The sequence below is a fragment of the Ralstonia chuxiongensis genome, assembly GCF_024158925.1.
Classification (GTDB): domain Bacteria; phylum Pseudomonadota; class Gammaproteobacteria; order Burkholderiales; family Burkholderiaceae; genus Ralstonia; species Ralstonia chuxiongensis.
On record NZ_JAMYWC010000001.1, the window covers coordinates 334,237 to 359,761 of the forward strand.

At 63.5% G+C, this 25,525-nt stretch carries 21 protein-coding genes; 10 read left to right on the top strand and 11 right to left on the bottom strand.

Annotation, left to right across the window (positions count from 1 at the left end; genetic code table 11):
* Positions 1–37: 37 nt before the first annotated feature.
* The 4 genes from NKG59_RS01420 to NKG59_RS01435 form a co-directional block, all read right to left on the bottom strand.
* The gene (locus tag NKG59_RS01420; protein WP_253534582.1) at positions 38–541 is read right to left on the bottom strand and encodes a TadE/TadG family type IV pilus assembly protein; all 504 of its coding nucleotides are present in this window, start codon (positions 539–541) and stop codon (positions 38–40) included.
* Between the two features lie 64 nt (positions 542–605).
* Positions 606–1,070 carry an A24 family peptidase gene (locus tag NKG59_RS01425; RefSeq protein WP_253534583.1) on the bottom strand — a complete coding sequence of 155 codons (465 nt, stop codon included), beginning with the start codon at positions 1,068–1,070 and terminating at the stop codon, positions 606–608.
* 92 nt (positions 1,071–1,162) lie between these two features.
* Positions 1,163–1,342 (bottom strand): Flp family type IVb pilin, encoded by a 180-nt coding sequence (locus NKG59_RS01430; RefSeq protein WP_024978683.1) that lies wholly within the window; start codon positions 1,340–1,342, stop codon positions 1,163–1,165.
* Between the two features lie 568 nt (positions 1,343–1,910).
* The gene (locus tag NKG59_RS01435; protein WP_253534584.1) at positions 1,911–3,035 is read right to left on the bottom strand and encodes a collagen-like triple helix repeat-containing protein; all 1,125 of its coding nucleotides are present in this window, start codon (positions 3,033–3,035) and stop codon (positions 1,911–1,913) included.
* Between the two features lie 489 nt (positions 3,036–3,524).
* On the opposite strand from NKG59_RS01435, the gene NKG59_RS01440 reads away from it, so the two are divergent.
* From NKG59_RS01440 to NKG59_RS01460, 5 genes are all read left to right on the top strand, one after another.
* The gene (locus NKG59_RS01440; protein WP_253534585.1) at positions 3,525–4,988 is read left to right on the top strand and encodes a collagen-like triple helix repeat-containing protein; all 1,464 of its coding nucleotides are present in this window, start codon (positions 3,525–3,527) and stop codon (positions 4,986–4,988) included.
* Positions 4,989–5,256: 268 nt separating this feature from the next.
* Positions 5,257–6,930, top strand: a complete 1,674-nt coding sequence (locus NKG59_RS01445; RefSeq protein ID WP_253534587.1) for a ShlB/FhaC/HecB family hemolysin secretion/activation protein — start codon at positions 5,257–5,259, stop codon at positions 6,928–6,930.
* A gap of 131 nt (positions 6,931–7,061) precedes the next feature.
* Complete coding sequence (locus tag NKG59_RS01450) at positions 7,062–8,315, top strand: helix-turn-helix transcriptional regulator (RefSeq protein WP_253534590.1); 1,254 nt, start codon at positions 7,062–7,064, stop codon at positions 8,313–8,315.
* 303 nt (positions 8,316–8,618) lie between these two features.
* A complete protein-coding gene (locus NKG59_RS01455) occupies positions 8,619–10,706 on the top strand; it encodes a putative bifunctional diguanylate cyclase/phosphodiesterase (RefSeq protein ID WP_253534592.1) in 2,088 nt (695 codons plus the stop codon).
* Between the two features lie 412 nt (positions 10,707–11,118).
* On the top strand, positions 11,119–11,427 hold the full coding sequence (locus NKG59_RS01460) for an H-NS histone family protein (protein ID WP_004627393.1): 309 nt from the start codon (positions 11,119–11,121) through the stop codon (positions 11,425–11,427).
* A 120-nt stretch (positions 11,428–11,547) separates the two neighbouring features.
* On the opposite strand, the gene NKG59_RS01465 is transcribed toward NKG59_RS01460, so the two are convergent.
* The 4 genes from NKG59_RS01465 to NKG59_RS01480 all read right to left on the bottom strand — a co-directional run bounded on the left by NKG59_RS01465 (position 11,548) and on the right by NKG59_RS01480 (position 16,909).
* Positions 11,548–13,089 (bottom strand): methyl-accepting chemotaxis protein, encoded by a 1,542-nt coding sequence (locus NKG59_RS01465; RefSeq protein ID WP_045201547.1) that lies wholly within the window; start codon positions 13,087–13,089, stop codon positions 11,548–11,550.
* A 182-nt stretch (positions 13,090–13,271) separates the two neighbouring features.
* Positions 13,272–14,699: a PAS domain-containing protein gene (locus NKG59_RS01470; RefSeq protein WP_253534594.1), complete on the bottom strand. Its 1,428-nt coding sequence runs from the start codon at positions 14,697–14,699 to the stop codon at positions 13,272–13,274.
* A 38-nt stretch (positions 14,700–14,737) separates the two neighbouring features.
* On the bottom strand, positions 14,738–15,763 hold the full coding sequence (gene galE, locus NKG59_RS01475) for a UDP-glucose 4-epimerase GalE (protein ID WP_045201552.1): 1,026 nt from the start codon (positions 15,761–15,763) through the stop codon (positions 14,738–14,740).
* Positions 15,764–15,928: 165 nt separating this feature from the next.
* Entirely contained in the window at positions 15,929–16,909 is a 981-nt protein-coding gene (locus NKG59_RS01480; protein WP_253534596.1) for a tyrosine-type recombinase/integrase, read from the bottom strand.
* A gap of 86 nt (positions 16,910–16,995) precedes the next feature.
* Between NKG59_RS01480 and NKG59_RS01485 the strand changes: the two genes are divergently transcribed.
* From NKG59_RS01485 to otsA, 4 genes are all read left to right on the top strand, one after another.
* Complete coding sequence (locus NKG59_RS01485) at positions 16,996–17,202, top strand: hypothetical protein (RefSeq protein WP_082075940.1); 207 nt, start codon at positions 16,996–16,998, stop codon at positions 17,200–17,202.
* A 108-nt stretch (positions 17,203–17,310) separates the two neighbouring features.
* Complete coding sequence (locus NKG59_RS01490; protein ID WP_253534598.1) at positions 17,311–19,362, top strand: NADPH-dependent 2,4-dienoyl-CoA reductase; 2,052 nt, start codon at positions 17,311–17,313, stop codon at positions 19,360–19,362.
* 161 nt (positions 19,363–19,523) lie between these two features.
* Positions 19,524–20,324 (top strand): trehalose-phosphatase, encoded by an 801-nt coding sequence (gene otsB, locus NKG59_RS01495; RefSeq protein WP_253534601.1) that lies wholly within the window; start codon positions 19,524–19,526, stop codon positions 20,322–20,324.
* Complete coding sequence (otsA, locus tag NKG59_RS01500; protein WP_045201560.1) at positions 20,321–21,751, top strand: alpha,alpha-trehalose-phosphate synthase (UDP-forming); 1,431 nt, start codon at positions 20,321–20,323, stop codon at positions 21,749–21,751. Before otsB ends, otsA begins: the two co-directional genes overlap by 4 nt.
* Here the strand turns inward: otsA and NKG59_RS01505 are convergent, their stop codons facing one another.
* The 3 genes from NKG59_RS01505 to NKG59_RS01515 form a co-directional block, all read right to left on the bottom strand.
* Complete coding sequence (locus NKG59_RS01505) at positions 21,752–22,528, bottom strand: Mut7-C ubiquitin/RNAse domain-containing protein (protein WP_253534603.1); 777 nt, start codon at positions 22,526–22,528, stop codon at positions 21,752–21,754.
* Positions 22,529–22,657: 129 nt separating this feature from the next.
* On the bottom strand, positions 22,658–22,987 hold the full coding sequence (locus NKG59_RS01510) for a hypothetical protein (protein ID WP_253534605.1): 330 nt from the start codon (positions 22,985–22,987) through the stop codon (positions 22,658–22,660).
* Between the two features lie 97 nt (positions 22,988–23,084).
* A complete protein-coding gene (locus NKG59_RS01515; protein WP_045201564.1) occupies positions 23,085–24,029 on the bottom strand; it encodes a LysR family transcriptional regulator in 945 nt (314 codons plus the stop codon).
* A gap of 339 nt (positions 24,030–24,368) precedes the next feature.
* Here NKG59_RS01515 and NKG59_RS01520 point away from each other — a divergent pair, with 339 nt between their 5' ends.
* A complete protein-coding gene (locus NKG59_RS01520) occupies positions 24,369–25,460 on the top strand; it encodes an alpha/beta hydrolase (protein ID WP_253534607.1) in 1,092 nt (363 codons plus the stop codon).
* Positions 25,461–25,525: the final 65 nt, after the last annotated feature.

The following is a 25,525-nucleotide window of genomic DNA, read 5'->3' on the forward strand; positions in this document are numbered from 1 at the left end:
GAGCGGTCGATCGAGTGGGTCAGCGAACCGAAAAGTGTCAGGAGCCAGGCACCAGCTGCACGACGGCTGAACCCGTCAATGTGTCCGGCGCTGGCAACAGCGGTATCGAAGGCAGCAGGGGGTTGTTGCCGGAGGTCACGGGCAACGTCAGGACCACGCTCAGGCATTGCATGCCTGCCACGTTCTGGCAATTCACGAGCGGGGTGCTGTTCTGATTGGTCTGCACCCGCCCGGTAAGGAACGTGGGGAGTACCGACGTCACGGCCGCATAGGCAGCTGCCACGCGTTGCGTGTTGGAAGGCTGATAGCGGAGCGCGGCGCGTGCGCCCTCTTCCGCCGCCAGGGTCAGCGCCTGCTGCATGGCGAGGATCATGCCGTAGTACACGATGCCAAGCATGAGCACCAACAGCACCGGCACGACGACGGCAAATTCGACTGAAGCTGCGCCGCGGCTGCCGTGCCGCCGGGGGCGGCGGACGCCATGCGTGCGGACTTTCGGGCGCGTACGAGCACCCTCCCGTTCCCGTTGCAATGTCGGCATGGCCGACTCCTTTCTTATAGGCTGGCCGCTTGGCGGCTCTTGTTCAACGCTTCAACTGTCTGAACTACATGCCCGGCAGCCACGGCATCCGCATCACTGACGGCACCCACGGCAGGCTCAGCAACCCGATTGCCATATAGGCGGCGTACGGGATACCGCGGCGCCCCGCCTGAGCGGTGTCCCAACGCACGATCGCTGGGCACACGCGCATCACGATCCACGCAGGTGGCGACGACGCGTCGAACTGGCGTAACACCATGATGGCGAGCGCATGCAGGCCGGAAATCATGCTCGAGATAAGCCACACGGCCACAAGGCCATGCCAGCCTGCCAGCAGGCCGACGACAGTGAAGAACTTCACGTCACCGGCGCCCATCCAGCCGAGGGCGTACAGCGGCAGAAAGCAGGCAAACGCAATCGCTCCGCCGAGCCAGAAGTCCTGCCAGTCATAGGCAAGCGCCTGTACCCCGCCGAACTTGATCAGGGTGACGGACAGCACAACCCCCGCAGCGACGAGCCAGTTCGGCACCCGTCTTGAACGGAAATCCTGCGCAATTGCAACTAATGAAAGGACTACGATCGCTGCCCAGCCTGGCGTATCGACGTGGCCGTACCAGGTTGCTAGCAAGCCACGTTCTTGTTGACGGCTTGGCAGATAGACGCAAACACGCTCTCAAGCTTGGTACCGAGCGTGGACACGATCGTCACGATCGCTGCTGCGATGAGGCCAGCGATCATGCCGTACTCGACGGCAGTGGCACCTTGTTCGTCACGGATGAACTTCAGAATGGCGTTCTTCATGATCTCTCTCCTGTTTGCACTCGCCCGCGGATGTGTTGATCCCGACCAGCTTTCGGCGCTCCAACCTTAGCCAGTTCATATTTACTAATAACGGATAAAACGCATGGGGATTTACTGCGATGACACGAGCAGCAAAAAAATCTCGCCGTTCGCGCCGTTCCACTAATGGAACGGAATTCAAATATCACCGAACAAAGCGTCCCGAACACGCCCGATGATCACCACACGCCCCCCATGGGCATTCTATTTTTTTTGGCATGTCACGTATGTCACGTAACACGCGTAACAACTTTATAGGCGTGCGGTGTCGCAAACAAAATAACTCAATTTAGGTACTTGCCGCAAATTAGAGTGAAGTCTCTATTTAATTTTGTTAAAGACGTGCCAACCCACTGAAAACTAATGGAAATCCCCTAATGACCCTAAGACTAGATCAATTATCTGGACGGGTTTCCCATTAATCCTTGGGGGCCGGCCTGAACGCTCCCCATGTCTGTCTAGGCAAAAAAAGGATGCGCGAGCGACGGGAACACGCCCGCGCACCTTCAAGAGCACAGACAGGTACTGCTCAGTGCGCCAGGCTGCCAACGCCGCCCAGCAAGTTGGTTACAGGGGCCAGCGGATTGCTGCCCGATGCGCCGCCGGCCGCGCTGGTCGCGCCGCTCAGCAGGTTGGTGACGGGGGCCAGCGGGTTGCTGCCACCGGCTGCGCCGCCCAGCAGGCCCGTGACAGGGGCCAGGGGGTTGGAACCGCCAGATGCGCCGCCCAGCAAGCCGGTCAACGGCGCCAGCGGGTTCGTGCCGCCAGTGCCGCCGCCCACGCCGCCGAGCAAGCCTCCCAGCGGATTGCTGCCCGCCGAACCGCCGGTCGTGGCGACGCCGCCGATTGCCGCAACCGTGGTGCCGAGTGAAGTCACCACCGGGCCCAGGTTCGAGACCACCGGCACGCCCGTCCCGGTGAGGGTGTTGCCGGCGCCGGCCACGCCGCCGCCAACGGTTCCCAGCAGGTTGTTCAGGGCTCCGCCCAGGCCCGTCGAATCGCCAATCATCTGGGTGGCGCCACTGACCTGCGTGGTAACCGGCACGATCGCCGTGCTCAGTTGCTGCGTCACCTGCTGAACCGCGCCGGAAGACAGCGCGCTGCCCAGCAGCGTGCCGCCGCCGATCAGCGCCTGGCCGATCTGCTGAACGCCGCCGCCCACCGGTTGGGTGATCGGTGCGAGCGGTGCGCCAGAGCCTTGGCCGAGGCCCTGCACGAGGGAGCCGGCGCTTACGGTTGCCTGGCCGAGATCCGTCACGACATTGCCGGTGCTGGCCACCGTCGTGCCGATCGGGTTCGGGTTCTGGCCCATCTTGCCGAGCCCGGTCTGGACGCCCAGGCCGAGATCGCTGACCGCTTTGCCAGTGTTGTCCACGGTGCCGCCAAGGCCAGCCTTGGCTTGGTCCGACAGGCCGGGAATGTTTGCGTTCTGGAGCGTCGAGCCGAGGCTGCTGACTGCCTGGCCGGTCGCCACAACGGTGTTGCCGGTGCCGTTTGCGACCTTGCCGACGGGCGTCACGCCTGTCGTGTCGCTCGGGCTCGGATTCGGCGAACTGCCGGAGCCGGAGCCTCCCGAAGAGCAAGCCGCCAGCATGAGAGCGGCAACAGCGCAGGCCAACGGCGCAATGCGAATGGAGTGTCGAATGTGAGTCATGGTCCGTCCCCTTCTTGGAATGATGTGTCTTGATGTCTGAGCTCGGTATTGCGGACTGCGGGCCACATTCTGCAAATGGCATGCCAGGCGCAGTAGAAACCGGATTCAGTTTTCAAAGGACGGCGTGGTTATTGGTTTTGTAGGCAGCGCGCCAGGTGTCAGCCGACCCTGAACACAGACTGTTTCCCACCCAAATCCGTGTTCCGAGCGTTACGACGTAACGTGACACGGGAACACATTCGCCTCGGACATAACCCTCTAAGCAAACGTTTAACCCCCACTTTGGTGGGGTATGTAAATCCCATATTCTGATTAGTTTTCACAATCCCTCCATTTTTATTGAGCTAAACGCGACAAATTCACACACCTCATTACGCATTGCGTAATAACCGTGACATGGCACACCGTTTGCAGAGTCCGGCCACCTCACATCGACAGTGAGACATTTTCCAGCTGACTAAAGCGGACTTTTAAAACGGGAGATCCATCATGAATAAGAACATCAAGTGCCTGGCCGCCACCATGGCAAGCCTGCTGGTTTTGGGTGGTTGCGCCAGCTCCGGCTCCGGCGACATGGGCAGTTCGCTGGGCGGCTCCAACGGCAGCGGCTCGAATAACAGCGGCAGCGGCTCCACGCCGTCGCCTTCACCGTCTCCGTCGCCCTCCCCTTCGCCGTCGCCTTCGCCGTCCCCCAGCCCGACGCCGGCACCGGCTCCGCTGACGCCGGCTGGCGCCGTCCTCAACAATGCAGGCGGCGTCGTCACGGCGGCTGGCTCGACGGTGAGCGGCCTTGGCAATACCATCGCCACCGCACCGCTGCCCTCGCAACTGAGCGGCGTGCAAAGCGGGCTGGGCGGCGTGGTCGAAAATGCCGGCGCGACAGTCTCGGCACTGGGCACTGGCATTCAAGACGGGTTGGGCAGCATCGGCCGCAACGCCAATCCGGTGGGCACCACGGTTTCCAGCCTCGGGAATGTGGTGACTGGCGCAGGCAACACGGTCACGAGCGCCGGCACGCTGGTCAATAACCTCGGCACTGGCCCTCTGGCGCCGCTGGCTCCGGTGACGACACCGCTGGCAGGCGTGGTCACGCAAGTCGGCCAAGCGGTTGCCAATGGCGGCAGCACGCTGGGCACAGCCTTGTCGACCGGCCCGGTGGAACAACTCACGCAGCAACTGAGCACGGCCATCGTGCCGCTGACTTCGCAGATCACCAGCGGTACACAGACGCTGGGCGCTGCCACGGGCCTCGGCTCGCCGGCAAACACGCTGCTGGGCACGATTGGTGGCGCGGTGGCCAATGGCGGCACCACCCTCACCGCAGCGAACGTTCCGGTGGTGAGCGGCCTGGGTGGCGTGGTGACGGCCACGGGCAACACGGTTGCCGCGCTCGGCGGCGTGGTGTATTCGCCGACGGCATCGGGCGGCAACCCGCTCGCCCCGATCACTGGCGCACTTGGTGGCCTCGGCGGTCTTGGCGGCGCTGGCGGCTCCAATCCGCTGGCTCCGATCACGGGCTTGCTGGGCGGCCTTGGTGGCGCGACGGGCGGCAGCAACCCGCTCGCTCCGATCACCGGCGCACTCGGCGGTCTTGGCGGCGCTGGTGGTGCCAATCCGTTGGCTCCGATCACAGGCTTGGTGGGCGGCCTGGGTGGCGCGACGGGCGGCAGCAACCCGCTCGCTCCGATCACCGGCGCACTTGGTGGTCTTGGCGGCGCTGGTGGCTCCAACCCGCTCGCTCCCATCACTAGCGTACTGGGCGGCGCAGCCGGCGGGGCCAGCAACCCGCTCGGCCCCGTCAGCACGCTCACGGCTCCGGTTGGCAACGTGGTCACCACGGTAGGCACAGGCTTGGCGTCGGCCGGCGGTGCTACACCGCTGGCGCCGGTCACTGGCGCGGTGGGCGGTCTGCTGGGCACGGTGGGCACCGCACTGGGCGGCACGCCCCGCTGATCCACGCTCTGCGCTTCGGCGGACCGGCTATCACGCCAGTCCGCCGCTGTCACGTTTCAAACGCACCGATGCCGCGCAATGCGGCATCGTCATTGGGCTGGCTGGCACGCACCGACGCATCCCAGTATTTACTTGGGCCGTTGCGTCGCGTGAACGCTCCCTCTATGTGTCTTGTTGTAAAGCACCATGTCTCGCGGTTATCGTTTGATCCAACGCGCGGCTGCACCGCTTCGCGACACCACAAACGAAAACCACGGAGGAGACAGGCGTGCGGACCACCACCATGCGGTTGGCCCTGGCCACAGGCGTAGCACTGACCGGCCCGGCACTGAGCTGGGCACAAAGCAGCCCCAACCAAGGCAACCCGATCGACACGCTTCCCAAGGTCGATACCTCCCGCCCGCCCCAGCAGAAGATCCAGGTAGAAGTGCAGCGGCCGAATCCGGCGCTGGAAAATCTGCTTGCCACGCATCTCACCCCGACCAAGTTCCAGATCGAAGGCGTCAAGACGCTGCCGTTCCCCGAGGTGGCCGCGCATTTCGCGCCGTTGGCCGGGCATGACATCACCGTCGCGCAACTGCTGCAGGCCGCGAACGATGTCACCAAGCTGTATGCCGACCGCGGTTTCCCGCTCTCGTTTGCTTTTGTGCCGGCACAGACGTTTGAAGGCGGCGTCGTGCGCGTCACCGTGGTCGAAGGCTATGTGGCACGCATGCGCATCGAGGGCACACCCGGCCCGTTGGAAGGTCGCCTGCGCGAAATCTCGCAGCGCCTGATGAATGAGAAACCCCTGCGCCGCGAAACCTTCGAGCGTGTAACTGGTGTGCTCGCGCTGCAACCCGGCGTGCAGATCACCGCGACCGTGCAGCCGCCCACCACCACCGATGGCGCGAGCGAGCTCGTGTTGAACGTGAAGCGCCAGCCGTACACCATCGGCACGGGCGTCGAATACCGCTCGCCGGGTGTGCGGGCGATCATCACGGGCACGCTCAATAGCGTGACGCCGCTGGGTGAGCAGATCACCGTCTCGACGCTGCAACCGCGTGGGTCGGATCACGAGACGTTCTACTCCGCCACGTGGGCGCAGCCGATCGGCACCGATGGGCTGCTTGCCAAGCTCACGTGGTCACACTATCGCGGCATGCCCGAAAATCTGCCGCTGGAGCAACTGGGCTATCAGTCGCGCTACCTGACCGACACGCAGCGGCTTGGGTTGTCGTTGAGCTATCCGGTGTTGCTGTCGAACTCGCGCAACCTGACGGTGACGGGCACTTTCTACGGCAACGACGACAAGCAGCGCTATACGCCGCAAAACCCCGGTTTTGCCCAGACTGAACTGGATGCCAAGGTGCGCGTGGCTGGCGCTGAAGCGCTGTACACCGAGGTGAAACCCGGTGAAACGCGCCGTGCGTCGCTTGGCATTTACCAAGGCATCAACAGCCTCGGCGCAGGCAAATCGGTCAACAACAACGTCGACCTGAGCTTCCTGCGCACGCGCATCACCGCCAGCGAAGCCCACGACCTGCCCCTGGGTTTTGGCGTGGTGGTGTCGGGAGCCGCGCAGTACAGCGGCGCGGTACTGCCATCGTCGGAACAGATCAGCTTTGGCGGGCGCTTCTTCGGCCTCGCCTATCCGGCCGGTGAAGTGGCGGGTGATCGCGGCTGGGGCGCTTCGGTCGAACTCAACCGTGCCTTCCAGGTATCGATGGATTACCTGAAAACCCTGCAGCCCTACGTGCTGTACGACACCGCAAAGGTCTATTCAAACGCGGGCACGCTCGTGCATGATCAGCTCGGGTCGATCGCGCTGGGGGTGCGCTTCTCCGATCGGAAGTACTACACGCTGGACCTCGCCATCGCGCGACCGGTCGGCGACAAACCGATCAACTCAAGCTCGCGCAGCCTGCGGTTCAACGCGGCCTATACCTACCAGTTCAACTGACCCGCGCTGGAATCATGAACATGTGAACTACTTTTTTATATTTTTTATATTTTCAGCGCTGAAAGTCGACCATACTCCCCTCTCAAGGGGGGGATACATCGCCGCCGGAATTTGGGAGCATCAAAAGCGGAATGTTAAGTTTTTCCAAAGAGTTGCCGATTACCACAGAAGTCGCGCAGAACAACAATAATCATGACAGCGACGGCGGCATCACGCCGCAACACGCCGACAGCAAGGGAATGCACTCTGAGCTGTCGCAATACGCACCGGGGGCCATCATGCTGCAACGTCTATCGGATGACGCAGAATTCCATCGACTCGTCGATACCATCTACGAGGCGGTACTCGAGCCTGCGCAGATGCCGATCGCCCTGGCCCTGCTCTCCGTCTACGCCGGCGCCGAAAGCGCACACTATTTCGTTTGGGATAAGCACACCGACACGCCGCGTCACGGCGTTTCGTCGGGCTGGTGCCAGCACTGCCCGCAACCAGGTCACTGCAACGCCTTCTGCCAGGACCCGCAACTGATCAACGCCGGGCAACCTGAAGAGACGCCGTCGGCCTCGATGACCCTGATCGATACGCCCGACATGTGCGTCACGATGCGTCTGCGCACGCGCGACGACGATGTGTCGGAAGTCAGCGCCATCGAGCGCGAGACACGCCTTCAACGCGTGCTGCCGCACCTGCAGCGGGCTGCGCGCATGCAGCAGCGCAATCTGGAGCTGAACGAACTCGCCGCACTCGGGATGGCCGGCCTGGATACGCTGGACTTCGGCGTGATGGTCATCGAGCGCACCATGCGCGTGAAATACGCCAATGCCTGGGCGCGCACGATGACGACGGGCGACGACCGTCTGTCGCTCGATGGCGGCCTGCTGCACTCGGCAGATCACACGCACGACGCGGCACTGCGCAACCTTATCGAACATGCCGCCGGGTCACTCGGCGTACAAGGCGCGGCCGGTTCGTGGATGTACCTGGCGCGCGATGGCCGCCCGGTGCCTTTCATTGCCACGCCCCTCGCGCCCTCCGATGCGATGCGTTCGACCTGGGCTTCGCCGCTGGCGCTGGTTCTCGTCGGCAACTCCGAGGCCCGCTCGGTCATGGACGCCGGCGTGCTCGCCTCACTCTTTGGGCTGACCAACAAGGAATGCATCGTCGCTGCACGGCTGGCCGCAGGCGAAACCCTGCAGGAAATTGCCGAGCGCGAATTCCTCTCGCTGCACACGGTCCGCGTGCATATCCGCGACATCCTGCGCAAGACCGGCACACATCGCCAGTCTGAACTTGTGCGCCTGCTGCATCTGCTGCCCAGCGTCGATCTGGAGCGTGCAGGCGCCGCCACCCCGGCTTCACGCCGACGCGGCCGCCTCAATGCCTGAGTTCGCGCCCGATTTTCCTCCCCACTTCGCCTGACTTCGACGCCCAACCACGGGCGTCGAGCCATCCGCGTATACCCGGCTCACGTTTCGACAGTTTCTGCCGATCCTCTAAGACAGGCGTGGCGCCGTCATGCTTGCTTGATGCGAGGCGGTAGCGGCGAATGATTCCAACGCATTCTGTGAATAGCGCGCAACAAACGCACCTTTTCGCGGCCTGAAACGACAGGTTTTTGCGCTATCCTCGCCGCAAAACACAGACTAGGCGCTGGTCGTAGATCGGGGGGCCGCGCCGGATGCGCTCGCATGCATAACGATTTCCATATTGCGCTGCTGCTGTTTGCGTGGGTCAGCACAGGGCTGACCACGTTTGCCGCACTGGACGCTGCGACACGTCTGCCGGGGGGCTCGACGGTCGCAAAACGCCGCAACTGGCGCATTGCCTGCGCCGCCATTCTTGGCATTGGGTTGTGGTCCGGGCTTTGGCTCGGCCAGCTTGGCCTGCATCGGCAGGTCGGCACACCTATATCCGCGCCGATTGCGGCAACGCTCATGACTGCGCTGGCTGCATCGCTGGCGGCTTTCTCCATCGTGTTGCCGGACACATCGCCCTCCAATGGTGCACAGGCTCCGCAACGACGCAGCGTTGCCATGGGCGCTGTGGCGCTTGGCATCGGGCTGTTGACGATGGAGCTGTATCTCACGCGTCCCTGGGTGCATGACGAGGCCTTACCGCTGCGCCGCGCCCTGCTGGGCTGGGGCGGCGGCACGCTGGTGCTTGGCGCAGGCGTGTGCCTGGCAATGTGTATGGCGTTTCATATGCCACCCGCCCAGCGCCGCGCTGCCGTAGGTCTGCGTGCCCGTGCTGCGGCGGTGCTGGCCACAACGGCTGTGCTGTCGCTTGTGTTGTGGCCGGGTGCCACCGCATGGCCGGCAGATGAGTCGACGATGCATATCGTGCCCGTCATCATGCTCAGCGCCGGCGGTGTGTTGATCGCGCTGGGCTTGCATGCCGTGCTGATGATGCTCGAAACGCGTGTCGACTCGGCGCAGGCACACCTGGAAGCATCACTGGCACGCGTGGCAAACCAAACGCCCCGGCCTCAACTCCACGACACGCTGACCGGCCTGCCGAACCGATTGCATCTACGCGAAGCACTGGAGGCGGCAATTTTGTCATCCACGCGGCGCGGGCGTCCGTTTGCTCTCTTCTACCTGGATCTCGACAACTTCGGCCAGATCAACGATCAATACGGCCGCAACGCGGGCGACCGCGTGCTGCAGATCATTGCCGAGCGCCTACGCCAGACCATTCGCGGCGAAGACACCGTGGCACGCCTTGGCGGCGACGAATTCGGCATCCTCGTTGAAGGCCTGGCGCTACCCGAATCTGCCGCCACCATCGGCGACAAGCTGCTGTTCCGCCTGCGTGAATCGGTGGAGGTGGACGGCCGGCGCCTTCGCGCGACCGCCAGCATTGGCGTGGTCGTCCATCCACACAACGGCGCGACGGCAGACACGCTGCTTGAACATGCCGACACGGCCATGTTCGATTGCAAGCAGTCCACCGGCAACGCCTACCGCTTCTTCGAGCCGCGCCTGAACACCACCGCGCACCGCGTGCTACAGATTCAACGTGCGCTCTCGCATGCAGCGCTCAACGGGCAGCTCTCGGTGCACTACCAGCCGAAGTACGATGCGCACACCCAGGCCATGACCGGCGCTGAAGCACTGCTGCGCTGGAATCATCCGGAGCTCGGCCCCGTGTCTCCGGCGGAGTTCATCCCGCTGGCCGAACGCACCGGCACCATCGTCGAACTTGGCGACTGGGTGGTCGAAGAAGTCTGCCGTCAGATCATGCATTGGGACGCCCTCGGCATGCCGCCGCAGCGCATTGCCGTCAACCTCTCGCCACGGCAGTTCCAGCAGCCCGATCTCGTGCAGCGTCTGTCGCAGATCCTGCATCGCTACCAGGTTGCCGCGCATCGGTTGATGTTCGAGATTACCGAGACGGCGGCCATGCGCGATGCCGGCCAGAGCATTGCCGCCATTCGTCAGATCCAGTCGCTCGGCTTCGAGGTGGCCATCGACGATTTCGGCACCGGTTATTCCAGCCTCAGTTATCTGCAGCGCTTTCGCGCCCAGCAGATCAAAATCGATCGCGCGTTCGTCTCTGCGCTCGACGACAACCCGCCCGAGGCAGCTGCCATCATTCGCGCCATTTGTGCGATGGCGCACTCGCTGGACATGACGGTGGTTGCAGAGGGCGTGGAAACCCAAGCGCAAATGCAGGCACTGGTGAATCTGCAATGCGATCAGGTGCAGGGCTATCTTCTGGCCCGCCCCATGCCGGCCAAGGATTTTCAGGGCTTGCTTGGAATGGAGTACGCCTGAACACTCAAGCTCGAAAAGGCGGCATAGAAAATGCGCCGGCTTGATGCATTCGACACAACCTTTCAGCAACCTTTCACCTTCATATTCGGAAATATTAGGTGAATGGTAGATGCGATTGCCGAAGCAATGAAGCAGTCACATAAGAAAGGAATTGTGTTGGGATTGCGTAGAGAGTGCGCTGCATCGACTGCAATACAGCCCAATGGTTTTGCAACGGTTCATATGTTTACGATTTCGACACACCCCGCAAACGCCCGCCACATACAGGTTTGCGCAAAAGCGGCGCAGCAAAAAATCCACGCCGTTGACATGAGGTCTTAACGAAATTCAATTCTCACCTGCAAAGTCGTTATAATGCCGTGGGCTACGGGGAGCGTGCCCATGTTTCAATTGCAAAGTTGAGGAATCCATAATGCCGACTTACAAGGAAATCGTTCAGAAGATCTCTGAACTGCAGCGCCAAGCCGATGAACTCCGGGCAAATGAACAAGCAACGGTGATTGCTGAAATCAAACACAAGATCGTGGAATACGGCCTGACCGCCGAAGACCTCGGTTTTGGCGCCAAGGGCGCAGTGGCCTCGAAGAAGGCTGGCCGCAAGGTGCCGGTGCGTTACCGCGACAACAATGGCAATACCTGGACGGGTCGTGGCAAGCGCCCGGGCTGGCTGGTAAAGGAGTTGTCGTCGGGCCGGAAGATGGAGGATTTTCTGGTTGCCTGAGCAGCGCTTTCAGCGCAGCATTCCGAGCCCGCACAAAGAGGCGAGCCGGAAACCACAGAAGAGAAAGGCCGGCGAATTTGCCGGCCTTTTGCATTTCTGCGTGACAGAGGTCAAGCGGGGTTATACCTGGAAGCGCCCCACTGCCGTGCGCAGCAATTGCGCCTGCTCTTCCAGGGACAGCGCTGCGGCCGCCGCCTGCTCCACGAGCGCGGCATTCTGCTGCGTCACTTCGTCCATCTGATTCACAGCCTGGTTGACCTGTTCGATGCCGGAACTCTGCTCGTCGGACGCCGCGGAAATCTCGCCCATGATGTCTGTGACGCGCTTGACGGCGGTCACCACGTCCTGAATCACCACACCGGCCTCTTCCACCAGCGCTGAGCCGTTCTGCACACGGCCCACCGAATCGCCGATCAGTTCCTTGATCTCCTTGGCCGCACTTGCTGAGCGTTGCGCCAGGCTGCGCACCTCACCCGCCACCACGGCAAAGCCGCGGCCTTGCTCGCCCGCGCGGGCGGCCTCTACGGCAGCGTTCAGCGCCAGGATGTTGGTTTGGAAGGCGATGCCCTCGATCACACCGATGATGTCGGCAATCTTCTTGCTGCTCTCGTTGATGCCGGACATGGTCTCGACCACGCGCCCGACCACCTCACCGCCCTTGACCGCAATATCCGACGCGTTGACGGCCAGCGTGCTTGCCTGACGCGCGTTATCAGCGTTCTGCTTCACGATGCTCGTCAGCTCTTCCATGCTCGACGCCGTTTCCTCCAGCGACGAGGCCTGCTGCTCGGTACGCTGCGACAGGTCGGCATTGCCGGCGGCAATCTGCTTGGTGGCACTGGCAATGGAATCCGCCGAATTCTTGATGTCGCCAATCGTGCCGGTCAGTTGCTGCTGCATCTGCGACATGGCGAACAGCATGCTGTCGCGGTCCCCCGAGCGGGTTTCAACTTGCACAGCCAGATCACCCGCGGCGATGCGGCCGGCAATATGGGCGGCATAGGCTGGCTCGCCCCCCAGCTGGCGCTGCAGGCTGCGCGTAACGGCCACGACCACCACCGTCATCAGCAAGCCGACGCCAAACAGCAGCCCCAGTGCCTTGAGGAGCGAGGCGTGGAATGCGGTCGTGATGTCGTCCATGTAGGTGCCCGTGACGAGGCACCAATCCCACGGCTGGTAATACAGCACGTAGCTCTTTTTCGGCTGCGGGGCCTCCGCGCCAGGCTTCGGCCATAGATAATCGACAAAACCGCCGCCGCTCTTGCCCGCGCGAGAGATTTCCTGGAACAGATGATTCCCTGCCGGATCGGTAAAACCCGACATGTCCTTGCCGTTCATTTCGGCTTTGATCGGGTGCATCACCATCACCGAGTTGGTCTGGTTGATGCTGAAGTAGCCATCCTTACCGTAGCGGATCACCTTGATGCGCGCGAGGGCCTGGGCGCGTGCTTCGTCGGCGGTGAGCTTGCCGTCTTGCGCCATCTGTCCGTAGTCCTTGATGATGCTGAATACGGATTCACTGATGTTCTGCAAGTCGCGCTCGCGTTCTTCCAAACGCAGAGTGCGGGTTTCCCAGGCGCTCCACAACGTGATCAACAACAGACAAAGCCAGCTCAGGACGAGCGGCAGCCACAGCTTCTGACGAAGCGTGAGTCGATTCATCTTCCTTCCCTCCAAGCGTTTCTTTTGTCCGCGCATGGCACAAATGCCGTTCGCGGCGCTCCCCTGGCGCGATTACACGCGCTCTGCTTGAGCTATCGAACACAAACACGAAAAACTTGAGTAGGACATGTACTCAAGCGCCCGTTCGCCAGCGAGAAAGGGAAAGAAAGAAAGAAAACGCCTCAGCGCAAGGCGTCAGGATTGATGCTCGGAAGCGTGCCGCCAGTGGAGGTCGTGGCGGGCACGGGCGTTGATGTCGATTCCGTTTGCGGTGCAGCAGCTTCCGCCGGGGGATGGTCGACAGGTGTCCAGGACTCCCACAAGCCATGGCGACGCAGCGTTTCGGGCGCGTCGACGGAAGTTGAAGAAGACGCCACGGCAAATTCTGCCGAGGCTACTTTTGCCGCCACCTCGATATGCGACCCGGCCATGCGCACGGCATGGCCACCGGCGTCCCGCACTGCAACGCCGTGCGCAGCAATCTGGCGATAGCTGCCATCCTTGTGCCGCATGCGGAATTCCGCCACGTATGCGGGTGTGTTGCCGTCAACATGTGCTTGGATGCGATTGAGCACCATGGGCAGATCGTCCGGATACACAAGGCGGAGATACTCGCTCGTGCTTGGGCCGATCTCCTTGAGCGAGTAGCCCAGCATGTCGGCAAAGCGCGCGGAAAACTGCGCGGCACGCGTGACCAGATCGAACTCCCAAAGGCCGACATCTGCGCCGTCGAGCAGCAGTTGATGACGTGCAACGAGCTCTGCTTCGCGGCGGCGATAGCTCTGCTCCAGGTCGTTGAGTGCCTGCACGGTTTCCTTGCGCAGACGAATTTCGCGCGCCGAGATGGCGGTGGCAGTGTCGCCCGTAGCGCGGTCCCGATAGCCCAGCAGCAGCGCTGCCAGCACCGTTGCAACCGTGCCAATCACCAGCAATAACCGCAACCCTGCGGGCGCATTGCCCGGCATGGCGGAAAGCGGTGAAAACGAGCCTGCAAGCGACGCCGTGTACACGGCATCCACCGTCAGCGCGGCGCCAAACAGCACGCTCAAAAACAGACTCACGCCAGGGCGACGCACCGCCACCCCCGTCGCCCCCGATCGTGCCGAAAGCGCAAACTGCAGCGCCGCCGCACACCCCATGGACGACAGCACCATGACGATAGCCAGCAGCCCAGCGTCTTCCCAAGCGGTGGCGCTGAAGCTTGTCACGCCGACCAGCAGCAACACCGCGATCGGCCCGCTTACGCTCAGCAACACGCCAAGCAACATGGCGCGCATCAGACCTGCACGACCGCCCAGCACACACCACAATGCCGCAACGGCCAGGCTCCAGCAGAACGAAGCCAGCGTCATCACGAGCACCGCAGTGTCTTCGTGCAACGGCCAATGCGCAAGCAGCGGCAGCAGCGGCACCGCCCACAGCCCAACCGCCGAGATCAGCGCCGTCATGACCAGCGGCACGCGCGTGCGCGGGGCCATCGCGCTGCGCAAGTCATCGAGCAATCTCAGCAGCAAACTGCCCGCGCCGCACGCCACGACAAATGGCAGCAACGCAGGCAACAATGCGTGCGCCAGCGCACTGATCAGGTGAGCGATGAACGCCTCATCCACGAAGGGGCGTCTCCTGTTGGTTCGATCCGTTCAATGAATCAACCACGGGTCTGAAAGCCGTCCGGATTCATGCTCTGCCAACGCCACGAGTCTTCACACATGCGCTCGATGCCGTATTGCGCGCGCCACCCCAGGAGCGAGGCCGCCAGTGCCGGATCGGCATAGCATGCGGCAATGTCGCCGGGGCGGCGGTCCACAATCTGATACGGCACCGGCTTGCCGCTGGCGCGCTTGTAAGCCTCCACGACTTCCAGAACCGAATATCCGCGGCCCGTGCCGAGGTTGACGGTAAAACCGCGGTTGTCACGGCGCAGCGTGTCAAGCGCCGACAGATGCCCGCGCGCCAGATCCACCACGTGGATGTAGTCGCGCACGCCGGTACCGTCGGGCGTGGGCCAGTCACCGCCGTAAATCGAGAGCTTCTCTCGCTTGCCGACCGCCACCTGGGCCACGTACGGCATCAGATTGTTGGGGATGCCGCGCGGGTCTTCGCCGATCAGGCCGCTGTGATGCGCCCCCACCGGGTTGAAATAACGCAGATAAGCGATTTGCCAGGCGGCGTTGGAAATCTCCAGATCGCGCAGCACCTGCTCGCCCATCACCTTGGTCTGGCCATACGGATTGGTGGCCGACAGCGGAAACGATTCGGTAATCGGCACGGTATGCGGATTGCCATACACCGTTGCCGACGAGCTGAATACGAGCTGGCGCACATTCGCATGCGCCATGGCCGCGCACAGCGTGACCAGTCCGCCCATATTGTTGTCGTAATAGGCCAGCGGCTTCTGCACCGATTCGCCCACCGACTTGAGCGCCGCAAAGTGGATGACAGCCGAGATGCGCGAACTGGCAAACAGGTCGTCGAGCAGGCGCCGGTCACGTACGTCGCCCTGAACGAACTTGGGTGTCTTGGCGGTGATCTGCTCGATGCGGGACAGCACGGTCGAGCTGCTGTTGCAGAGGTTGTCGAGGCCAATCACCTGGTAGCCCGCATCCAACAGTTCAACCCAGGTGTGCGAGGCGATGTAGCCGGTAGCGCCGGTCAGCAGAATGGTTTCTGTCATGGGGTGCGAGGTATCGAGGAAGGAGAGAGCTAGCGTGCCGGTTTGAACCCGGCATCGTCGTTCTACGCTGCGCCGACCTGCTCCGCAGCGCGCAAAACAGCGCGATCATAGCAAAGCCTGCCAACGGCTCGCGGTCAGTTTGAAGCTCTGGTTGCCCAAAAGGCACTACGGCCGGCCGTCGGGATGGGCAGCCGCCTGCCACTCAGCATAGGCGGCGCGCAGACGCCACGCCGAAGTCGCATCGCGCAAGCCCAGTGCGTACCCCACCTCAGCAGGGTCTGCTCCTGCATCGAACAGCGCGGCGGTATAGCCGTTGCGCAGCGTCTGTGGTGACAGCCGCTCGCTGCGGTGCAGCAACGCCGGCAACGCGGCCAGCCATGCCTCCACGCGCCGGTACACAGACGCGGCGTGCATGACGCGCCCGCCGGAATCGGCAACGAACACGCGCTCGCCCGGCACTTCTGCGTGTGCGCGCACCGCCAGCCACGCCGCCAACGCAGGGCGAGCGGCTTCGAGCAAAGGCGCCTTGTATGAGGGGCCGCGCGAGCGCTCGACGGTGATCGCCTCCAGCGCCTCGTCCACTTGGCGGAGCAACAACGATTGCACCTGCGCAACCTTCAGCCCCGCGCCATGGCACACGGCTACGAGTGCGCGGTCGCGCGCCAGCTTGAACGCGCTGGCGTTGACGGCGGCCTCGCCGGCCTGCGCGCCCACTTCCAGTGACGCCTCGATTGCCGCACGTTCAGCCGATGAAAGGAACGTGGTCGGATCGTTCTCGCCTTCGGCCAACTTCTGCTGCACCGCAGAGCTTGCAGGGTTGTGCGTGCCAGTCCGTTGCTGCTCGATCTGATGGAAGACGCGCTCTATCAGGCGCGCGTAGCGGTAGCGATGCAGCTTGGTCAGGCCCGACTCGTCGAGAAACGCAGCGATGTCGCCGGCGCTCCAATCGGCCAATGCGCGCTGGTGGGACTCCGCCCAGCGCAGCCATTTGCGCCACATCGCGCGGTACACCGTCGCCGACGATTCGCGATAGCCGCGTGCGGCCAACCAGTGCTCGAAGGCTTGCGCGGGCCGCTCAGCCCAGTCTTGCAGGCTGGGCTGAAACAGATCCGGAACGGGCGTGGCGGGCGGCGTGAATGAGGTCAATGCGGTAGCGGAAATGCAGAAAAACGGGCGCGGGCGGACCGGGGGTTTGGCAATTCGCGTATCCTGCCGAGCGTAACACGCAGCCCATGTATCCCATTGCGGACCCCATCGTGAAGAAAACAGACCTCGAAAAACTCAAGGGCCTCAAGATTGCCAACAACATCAAGCGCGGCAGCCAGCGCACCGGCAAGCCCGGCCAGGGCACCGGCAAGGCGATTCCCCAGAACAAACTCCTGAAAGCGCTGCTCGGCAAGCCCGCTGAAGACGACGCGAAGAAGTCGGGAAAATCCTGACGCGCAGTCCACACATCTAGAACCCCGCCCTGTTGTTCCAACGGGCGCTTGGGTGCTACCGTCCGGCGCGTTTCCACATCATCGCAGCGCCTGTGCCCTGCGCCGGACATGCCCTCTTCCACGCCCTCCTCGCCTTACCCCCACCTGCTTCAGCCCCTCGATCTGGGCTTCACCACGCTCAAGAACCGCGTGCTGATGGGCTCGATGCACACCGGTCTGGAAGATGGCAACCACTTTGACCGGCTGGCCGCCTACTTTGCCGAGCGCGCACGCGGCGATGTCGGGCTGATGGTCACGGGCGGATTCGCACCCAACATTGCCGGGTGGACAAAGCCTTTTGCGGGGCGCCTCGCCACGCATGGCGCCGCACGCCGCCACCGCACGGTCACCAACGCCGTGCACGAGGAAGGCGGCAAGATCGCCCTGCAAATACTGCACACTGGCCGCTACGGCTACCACCCGTTTGCGGTGGCGCCCACTGCGCTGCGATCGCCTATCAGCCCGTTCACGCCACGCGAGCTGTCGGCGCGCGGTATCGAACGGCAGATCCGTGCCTTCGTGCGCTGCGCCCAACTGGCCCGCGAAGCCGGCTACGACGGCGTCGAGATCATGGGTTCCGAGGGCTACTTCATCAACCAGTTTCTCGTCACGCACACCAACAAACGCACGGACGACTGGGGCGGCAGCTATGCGAACCGCATGCGCCTGCCCGTGGAAATCGTCCAGCGCACGCGCGAGGCTGTCGGCAAGGATTTCATCATCATCTATCGCTTGTCGATGATCGACCTGATCCCGGACGGCAGCTCGTGGGAAGAAGTCGTGCAACTGGCCAAGGCCGTGGAGCGCGCGGGCGCCACCATCATCAACACGGGCATCGGCTGGCACGAGGCACGCATCCCCACCATTGCGACGAGCGTGCCGCGCGCGGCGTTTGCATGGGTGACGAAGAAGATGAAAGGCGAAGTCGGCATCCCGCTGGTGACGTCCAACCGCATCAACACGCCGGAGGTGGCCGAAACCGTGCTGGCCGATGGCTACGCCGACATGGTGTCGATGGCGCGCCCGCTGCTGGCCGATGCCGACTTCGTACGCAAGGCCGCCACGAACCGCGCGCAAGATATCAACACCTGCATCGCCTGCAACCAGGCGTGCCTGGATCACGCATTCAAGGCCAAGATTGCGAGCTGCCTCGTCAACCCGCGGGCGTGCCATGAGACCGAACTCATCATCCGCCCGACGCCCGTCAAGCGGCGGTTTGCGGTGGTGGGCGCGGGGCCTGCTGGCTTGTCGGCAGCCATCACGCTGGCCGAGCGCGGGCACGCCGTAGACCTGTTTGACGCGGCGCCGGAACTCGGCGGTCAGTTGAACATGGCCAAGACGATCCCCGGCAAGGAAGAATTTCACGAGATGCTGCGTTACTTCAAGCGCCGGGTGGAGGCCACCGGCGTGACGCCCCGCCTGGGTGCGCGTGTGGATGCGCAGCAACTGCTGGCAGGCAAGTACGACGAGATCATCATCGCGACAGGCGTGTCGCCGCGCAATCCGAAGATCCCTGGGCAGGACCATCCGAGCGTGCTGTCGTACATCGATGTGCTGCGCCATCGCAAGCCAGTGGGCAAGCGCGTGGCGATTGTCGGCGCGGGTGGCATCGGCTTTGACGTGGCGGAATTCCTCGCGCTTGACGGCCACTCGCCCACGCTGGATCTGCAAACGTGGCGCGCTGAATGGGGCGTCGGTGATCCGACCGAAGTGCGTGGCGGTGTGGATGGCATCCGCCCTGAACCCCAAACACCCGCGCGCGAGATCGTCCTGCTGCAGCGGCGTGCCGGCAAACTCGGCGGCGGGCTGGGCAAGACCACCGGCTGGATTCATCGCACAAGCCTGAAGAACCTGGGCGTGCGCATGGTGGGCGGCGTCAACTACGAGCGCATCGGCGACGAAGGCCTGCTCGTGAGCTACGGTGAAAAACGCGAAGCCGCCGAATGGCTGGCGGTCGACTCCATCGTGCTGTGCGCAGGGCAGGAGCCGCTGCGTGAATTGGTCGAGCCGCTGCAGGCGGGCGGAGCCAAGGTGCACGTCATTGGCGGCGCCGACGAAGCACTCGAACTCGATGCCAAGCGTGCCATCAACCAGGGCACCCGCTTAGCGGCATCGTTATGACGTATCGGTCACGCGCCATATGAAGGTTTTGCATCACGTGGCCGTTTTTACAATCTGACGGCCACCGCCGATCCACCGTGAATGCCGAAATGACAACGGCTGGCGCGGTCGGCCCGGTTCTTGCGTGAAAAGGCGCATCACGCACATTCCCAAGAACCGGTTTGCCTAAGAACGTCTCTCCCCAGTCTTCTGCCAACGCCGTTCCGCTGCCCTCGCTCGACCTGGGCCGGACGGCTTTCTTGCTGGACTTTGACGGCACGCTCGTCGACATCGCTCCGCAGCCCGATGCCGTGCATGTCGGCGCGCCGCTGCGTGAAACGCTGGCCGCGCTGCACGCCGCAAGCGGGGGCGCATTGGCGATCATCAGCGGGCGCACGGTGCACGACGTCGAGTCGCGCCTGTCTCTGCCGGGGCTCGTCATCGCCGGTGTGCACGGCGCCGAACGCCGCTATGCAGACGGCGGCTTCGTCCGCCTGAACACCGACGCCGACGCGCTCGCCCGGCTGGAGCGCGAGTTGCGCGCCGAACTCACGCAGTTGTCGACGCAGTTTTCCGGCGTGGTGCTGGAGAGCAAGGGCATCGCTTTTGCCCTGCACTACCGCCACGCACCAGAGGCTGAGAACGCCGTGCTGACGGTGGCTGACCGCATCGCGCGCCGCTATGCCGACCACGTGCGCCTGCAGGCCGGCAAGATGGTTGTCGAACTCAAGCCGCGCGGCGCCAGCAAAGGCGATGTAGTACATACGCTGATGACCGAGTCGCCCTTCATGGGCCGCACCGTGCTGTTTGCTGGCGATGACCTGACCGATGAAAGCGCCTTCGATGCCGTCAATGCGCTGGAGGGCTGGTCGATCAAGGTGGGTGCGGGCCCGAGCCAAGCGCGCTGGCGCGTGCAAGACGCCGCGGCATTGCGCGCATGGCTGGCAACGCTGGCGGCCCCGCCCAAGCGAGGTGCCGCATGAGCCGACTCATTGTTGTCTCCAACCGCGTTGCGCCCGTTACCGAGGGCCAGGGAACTGCGGGCGGCTTGGCCGTGGGGGTGTTTGATGCGCTGCGTGAAACCGGCGGCATCTGGTTTGGCTGGAGCGGTGAGAGCGCGACCACTGTGTCGCACGAGCCGAACATCGTCACAAAGGGCAACATCACCTATGCCACCGTCGGCCTGAACCGCAAAGACTACGATCAGTACTACCGCGGCTTCGCCAACGCAACGTTGTGGCCGATCTTCCACTACCGCGTGGACCTCTCACGTTACGAGCGCCAGGAGTACCACGGCTACCGACGCGTGAATGCGCAGTTCGCGCATCAGCTCAAGGCACTGGTGCAGCCCGATGACATCCTCTGGGTGCACGACTACCACCTGATTCCATTTGCCGCGGAGTGCCGCGCGCTGGGGCTCACCAACCGCATCGGATTCTTCCTGCACATTCCGTTTCCGTCGCCGGAAATCCTGACGACGATTCCGCCGCATGAAGACCTGATGCGCGCCCTGTGTTCGTACGATCTGGTCGGTTTCCAGACCGAGACCGATCGCGTCGCCTTTTACGACTACATCGAGCGCGAGGCGCGCGGCTATATCGAACAGAAGGAACAGAACGGCCCCGTGCACGCCTACGGCCACACGCTGCGCGCCGAGGTCTACCCGATCGGTGTGCATCCGGACGAGATTGCGCAGCAAGCCAAGGCGTCGCTGGCGCGGCGCAATCCATTCACGCGGCATGCGAGCCCGCGCGGCGAGCGCGCCGTTGGTCAGGGGCAAGGTCAAGGCCAGCAGCCGCCGAGACTCATCATGAGCGTGGATCGGCTCGACTATTCCAAGGGGCTGCCGGAGCGTTTCCGCGCGTTCGAGCAGTTGCTGGACGATTTTCCGGACCACCGCCGCCACGTGACCTTCATCCAGATAGCGCCAACGTCGCGACAGGATGTGCAGACCTATCAGCAGATCCGGCAGCGGCTGGAGGCCGAGTCGGGCCGCATCAACGGCAAGCATTCGGAGCTGGACTGGACGCCCATCCGCTACATCAACAAGCAGTACGAACGGCGCGTGCTGATGGCCCTCTTCCGCAGCTCGCAGATCGGCTATGTCACACCGCTGCGCGATGGCATGAACCTCGTTGCCAAGGAATACGTGGCCGCGCAAGACCCGGAAGACCCAGGCGTGCTCGTGCTGTCGCGCTTTGCCGGCGCGGCGCGCGAGCTGGATGCCGCGCTGATCGTCAACCCGTACGACACGCGCGGCATGGCCGAGGCACTGAACCGCGCATTGACGATGCCACTGGAAGAGCGCAAGGCGCGCTATGCCCACATGATGGATCGGCTGCGGGCGGCCAACCTCACCATCTGGCGCGAGCGGTTTGTGGCCGATCTGCGCAACGCGCCATCGCAGTAGTCAGGCGCCTGCGCTACCAGTGCGCGACATACGTTCGACCGCTTCCGGTAGGTCTATCGATACGCCGGCTTGGGGCGACAGCATGTCGGCCAGCACCGCATTCATGCGTGCCCAGTGCGAACCGGGCCAATAGATACGCCGGCAGACATCGCAGGTGCTGAAGAGCCGTTGGCGCTCGCGCACGCGGGGCGGCACGCTGGCGGAAGCCTCTTCCGGGCTTAGCATCCGCAGCGGCACATTGCATTCGAGACAGCGTGAGAACGGCTTGGCCACATCGGCCAGCCGCAGGCGCGTCACGATTTCACGCATCTGCGCTTGCGGCTCGCGCGCGCGGATGAATGCGCCCCGGCGGATGCCGCGTCGCTTGAGAAGCTCACGGTCACGCGAGAGCACGATCCAGTCTTCGCCCAGGGCCAGCGCTTCGATGGCCGCGTCGGCGTAATTGTTGTCGTAGGTAGTGTCAAAGCCCGCCATGCGCAGCAGCCGAGCGGTGGCCCCCAAGTGGGCGTCGCACAGAAAATGCAGCGGCGCGGTCGGCAACAGGGGCTCCACGGCTGAGACGGCAACGTGCCCCCGACCGGGCAACATGGCCTCCAGACCCGCGGGTGCGCCATCCACCAGGACTTGCCCCACTTCGGTATGCGGCACGCCAAGCGCCTCGATAGCGTGCTTGAGCGTGGCGCCCTCTGCCCACGCGCGCACAACGGGACGCCCGCGCAACGCCAGCGGAAGAAGCGGCGTCAGACTGGAATCGAACGTGAGGATGACGGTCTGCATGCTTGCGACGATACTCCCAACCCGACATCCGCGCCCCCGTGCTCCGGCTCTAGCACCAATAAAAATGCGGCGTGACCGCTAAAGTCACGCCGCAAACAGGGAGGAGGAGAAATTCAGCGGGTGCGCGGTTTATGCGCGCGATGCAGCGCCGGCCTTCGGATAGCTCGCATCGCCATTCCACGACAGGTAGCCATACGTGTCGGCCTGGCGATCCGCGCCTTGGCTGTACGGATCAAAGCGATCGTTCTTCCACGACAGATAGCCGTAGGTGTCTGCCTGGCGGTCAGCGCCTTGGGTGTACGGGTCGAAGCGGCCCGCCTGCGTCGCGGCCGGAGCGTCAAAGTTGGGCTGGATGGAAGCCGTTGCGGGCTGCGACAGCAGCGCGGCAGAAGCCGATACGGTGGCCACCATGGCCAGGACGGCGCGGCGGAAAAAAGCAGAGAAGAGGCGGGAGTTCATGATCTGTTCCTTGTTCGTTTGCGCTCGTTGTTGCGCTTGGAGGGCAGAATAGATCGTTGCTCCCGTCTGATAAATGCGACTTTGCAGAAATAACTGTTCAGGCGGCGCTAACAATCTGCAGCCGTGGATTTTCCTTGAGCTGCAGGCACGGGTGGTCAGCAAACAGCGTCGCCACCCAGTCCACAAACACCCGCACCTTGGGCGACAAGTGCCGGTTGTGCGGATACACCACCGACACAGGCACCGGCTCCGAAACATGGTCCGGCAGCACTTCCACCAACGCACCCGACATCAGGTGCTCGTACACCAGGAAGCGCGAAGTCTGCAGCAGCCCCAGGCCATGCAGGCCGCACGCCACCGCCGATTCGGCATCGTTGACGGACACCATGCTGCGCACCTTGTGGATCTGCTTCTGCCCGTCGATCACGAAATCCCAGTCCATGCGGCGGCCGTTGCGCGCAGAGAAGTAATTCACCGCCGTGTGGTCCTGGAGGTCTTCCAACGTTTGGGGCGTGCCGAAGCGGGCCAGATATTCGGGCGACGCGCAATTGACCATCGACAGCTGGCCGATGCGCCGCGCGACGAGGCTCGAATCCTGCAACTCGCCGCCACGCACGGCGCAATCCACACCCTCCTGGACCAGGTCGACGGTGCGGTCGCTCATGCCGATCTCCAGCTGAAGATCGGGGTACGCCTCGTGAAAATCCCGAATGCGCGGCACAAGCAACCGTTTGCCAATCGACGCAGGCACGTCGATGCGCAGGGTGCCGCGCGCCCCCGATGCGCTTTGCGAGAACGCAGCCTCGGTCTCTTCCAGATCGCCGAGCAGACGCACGCAGCGCTCGTAGTACGCAGCGCCATCGGCGGTGACGTTCACGCGGCGCGTGGTCCGGTGCAGCAGGCGCACGCCGAGATGCGCCTCAAGGCTTTGCACCAGGTTCGTCACCGTGGCGCGGGGTAACTGAAGGCTGTCGGCAGCCTTGGTGAAACTGCTGGCCTCCACGACACGCGTGAAAACCTGCATGGCCTGCAAGCGATCCATCTGCGGCTCCTTAGGGACGGACTCCACGGGGCGGGCGCACTGCCGGAATCAAACGGGCAATGCGCCGGACCTGTGGAATCAAGGGGTCTGCTCATGCTCGAGAACACGCACGCGTTCTGAGCATGAGGCGCGATCAGGAAGGCGGCGACTACGGGTTTTCGCAGTGCAACAAGATCGGCCTCGAGCAAGAACACTTTGTAGCACAACCGTAAATTTTGATTGTTCGGCTGCAACTAATAGTGATGTCCGATTATAGGCATTTATCCGCGTTCGTCTAATCACCATCATTCAGCCCATCGATATCCGGGTTATCCGTAAAGGTAAGCCCCGCCTGACATCATGGGTTCTTCTCCACCGCGCCTCGTTGTTTCGGATCGCACGCTGGCCAGCGATGCGGCATCCGCCGCTGTTCGTCCAGCGCGACCGTACGCAACGCCCGCCCCCACAAATGTTGCACTGAATAACAATTTGCGCGGCGCAGCATCCAAGCTGCCTGAGCAAGCTTCCGCATGCGATGAAACGGCTGGTGCGGAGCCGCTGCCGCGCCCGGTCTCGTCGGAAGACTATTGGACGCAGGGTTACGCCAGCCGCATCCGCCTGCGCGTGTTCCGCCCTGAAATGCACTCCGACGATGCCGCCGCGCCGTTGCGCCGCCCTGGGGTGCTGTACCTGCATGGCGGTGGTTTCGTGCGCGGCTCGATTGACGATGCCGATGCACCGGCGCGCCTTCTGGCCGCCACATTGCCGGCGGTGGTGGTTACGGTTGGCTATTCGCTTGCGCCGGCCGCGCCCTTTCCTGCCGCGCCCGAAGACGTGTACGCCGCACTGTGCTGCATGGCCGACCATGCCGAGGCATGGGGCATTGACCGTCGCCGCATCGCAGTGGCCGGGCATGACGCCGGCGGCAACCTGTCTGCCGCGCTGACGATGATTGCGCGCGACCGTGGCGGCCCCAATCTGCGCGCCCAGGTCCTGATCGCGCCGATGCTCGATCCGACCATGGCCCGTGTGCGCCCAGACCATCTGGCCAACGCCGACAACTCGGCCGAGGTCTGCGCCGATTGCTATCGCCAGTACCTGCCCCGGCCGACCGAGCGCGTCCACCCATACGCCGCACCCGTGGAATCGCGCCGCCTTCAGGGCCTGCCCCCCGCCCTGCTGCTGACCGCGCCGCAAGACCTTCTGCGCACCGAAGCCGAACGCTATGCCGCGTGCCTGATTGAAGCGGGCGTCGTCACGCAGGTCGTGCGCGTGAACGAGGCCTGCCATGACTCGATTGCCATGAGCGCGGTGGCGCAAGACGAGATGACGTGCTTCCTGCGCTGGCACCTCGGGATGACGCGGCAAGCGGCTGCGCCACGCAAACGCCGCGCACGTGCGGATCGAAAGGATCACACCTCCATTGACCCGACCGCGGAGACGCCTGGCTGAACCCATACAACAAGAAACGGAGTGCGAGGCCGCCCGCGTTTTTCTACGCTGCGGCCAAAGCGCTT

Bases quoted from the DNA above. Each gene is read 5' to 3' on its own strand.
- NKG59_RS01420 (WP_253534582.1), bottom strand. From the start codon at position 541: ATGCCGACATTGCAACGGGAACGGGAGGGTGCTCGTACGCGCCCGAAA.
- NKG59_RS01430 (WP_024978683.1), bottom strand. From the start codon at position 1,342: ATGAAGAACGCCATTCTGAAGTTCATCCGTGACGAACAAGGTGCCACT.
- NKG59_RS01435 (WP_253534584.1), bottom strand. From the start codon at position 3,035: ATGACTCACATTCGACACTCCATTCGCATTGCGCCGTTGGCCTGCGCT.
- NKG59_RS01440 (WP_253534585.1), top strand. From the start codon at position 3,525: ATGAATAAGAACATCAAGTGCCTGGCCGCCACCATGGCAAGCCTGCTG.
- NKG59_RS01450 (WP_253534590.1), top strand. From the start codon at position 7,062: ATGTTAAGTTTTTCCAAAGAGTTGCCGATTACCACAGAAGTCGCGCAG.
- NKG59_RS01455 (WP_253534592.1), top strand. From the start codon at position 8,619: ATGCATAACGATTTCCATATTGCGCTGCTGCTGTTTGCGTGGGTCAGC.
- NKG59_RS01460 (WP_004627393.1), top strand. From the start codon at position 11,119: ATGCCGACTTACAAGGAAATCGTTCAGAAGATCTCTGAACTGCAGCGC.
- NKG59_RS01465 (WP_045201547.1), bottom strand. From the start codon at position 13,089: ATGAATCGACTCACGCTTCGTCAGAAGCTGTGGCTGCCGCTCGTCCTG.
- galE (WP_045201552.1), bottom strand. From the start codon at position 15,763: ATGACAGAAACCATTCTGCTGACCGGCGCTACCGGCTACATCGCCTCG.
- NKG59_RS01485 (WP_082075940.1), top strand. From the start codon at position 16,996: ATGTATCCCATTGCGGACCCCATCGTGAAGAAAACAGACCTCGAAAAA.
- NKG59_RS01490 (WP_253534598.1), top strand. From the start codon at position 17,311: ATGCCCTCTTCCACGCCCTCCTCGCCTTACCCCCACCTGCTTCAGCCC.
- otsA (WP_045201560.1), top strand. From the start codon at position 20,321: ATGAGCCGACTCATTGTTGTCTCCAACCGCGTTGCGCCCGTTACCGAG.
- NKG59_RS01505 (WP_253534603.1), bottom strand. From the start codon at position 22,528: ATGCAGACCGTCATCCTCACGTTCGATTCCAGTCTGACGCCGCTTCTT.
- NKG59_RS01510 (WP_253534605.1), bottom strand. From the start codon at position 22,987: ATGAACTCCCGCCTCTTCTCTGCTTTTTTCCGCCGCGCCGTCCTGGCC.
- NKG59_RS01515 (WP_045201564.1), bottom strand. From the start codon at position 24,029: ATGGATCGCTTGCAGGCCATGCAGGTTTTCACGCGTGTCGTGGAGGCC.
- NKG59_RS01520 (WP_253534607.1), top strand. From the start codon at position 24,369: ATGGGTTCTTCTCCACCGCGCCTCGTTGTTTCGGATCGCACGCTGGCC.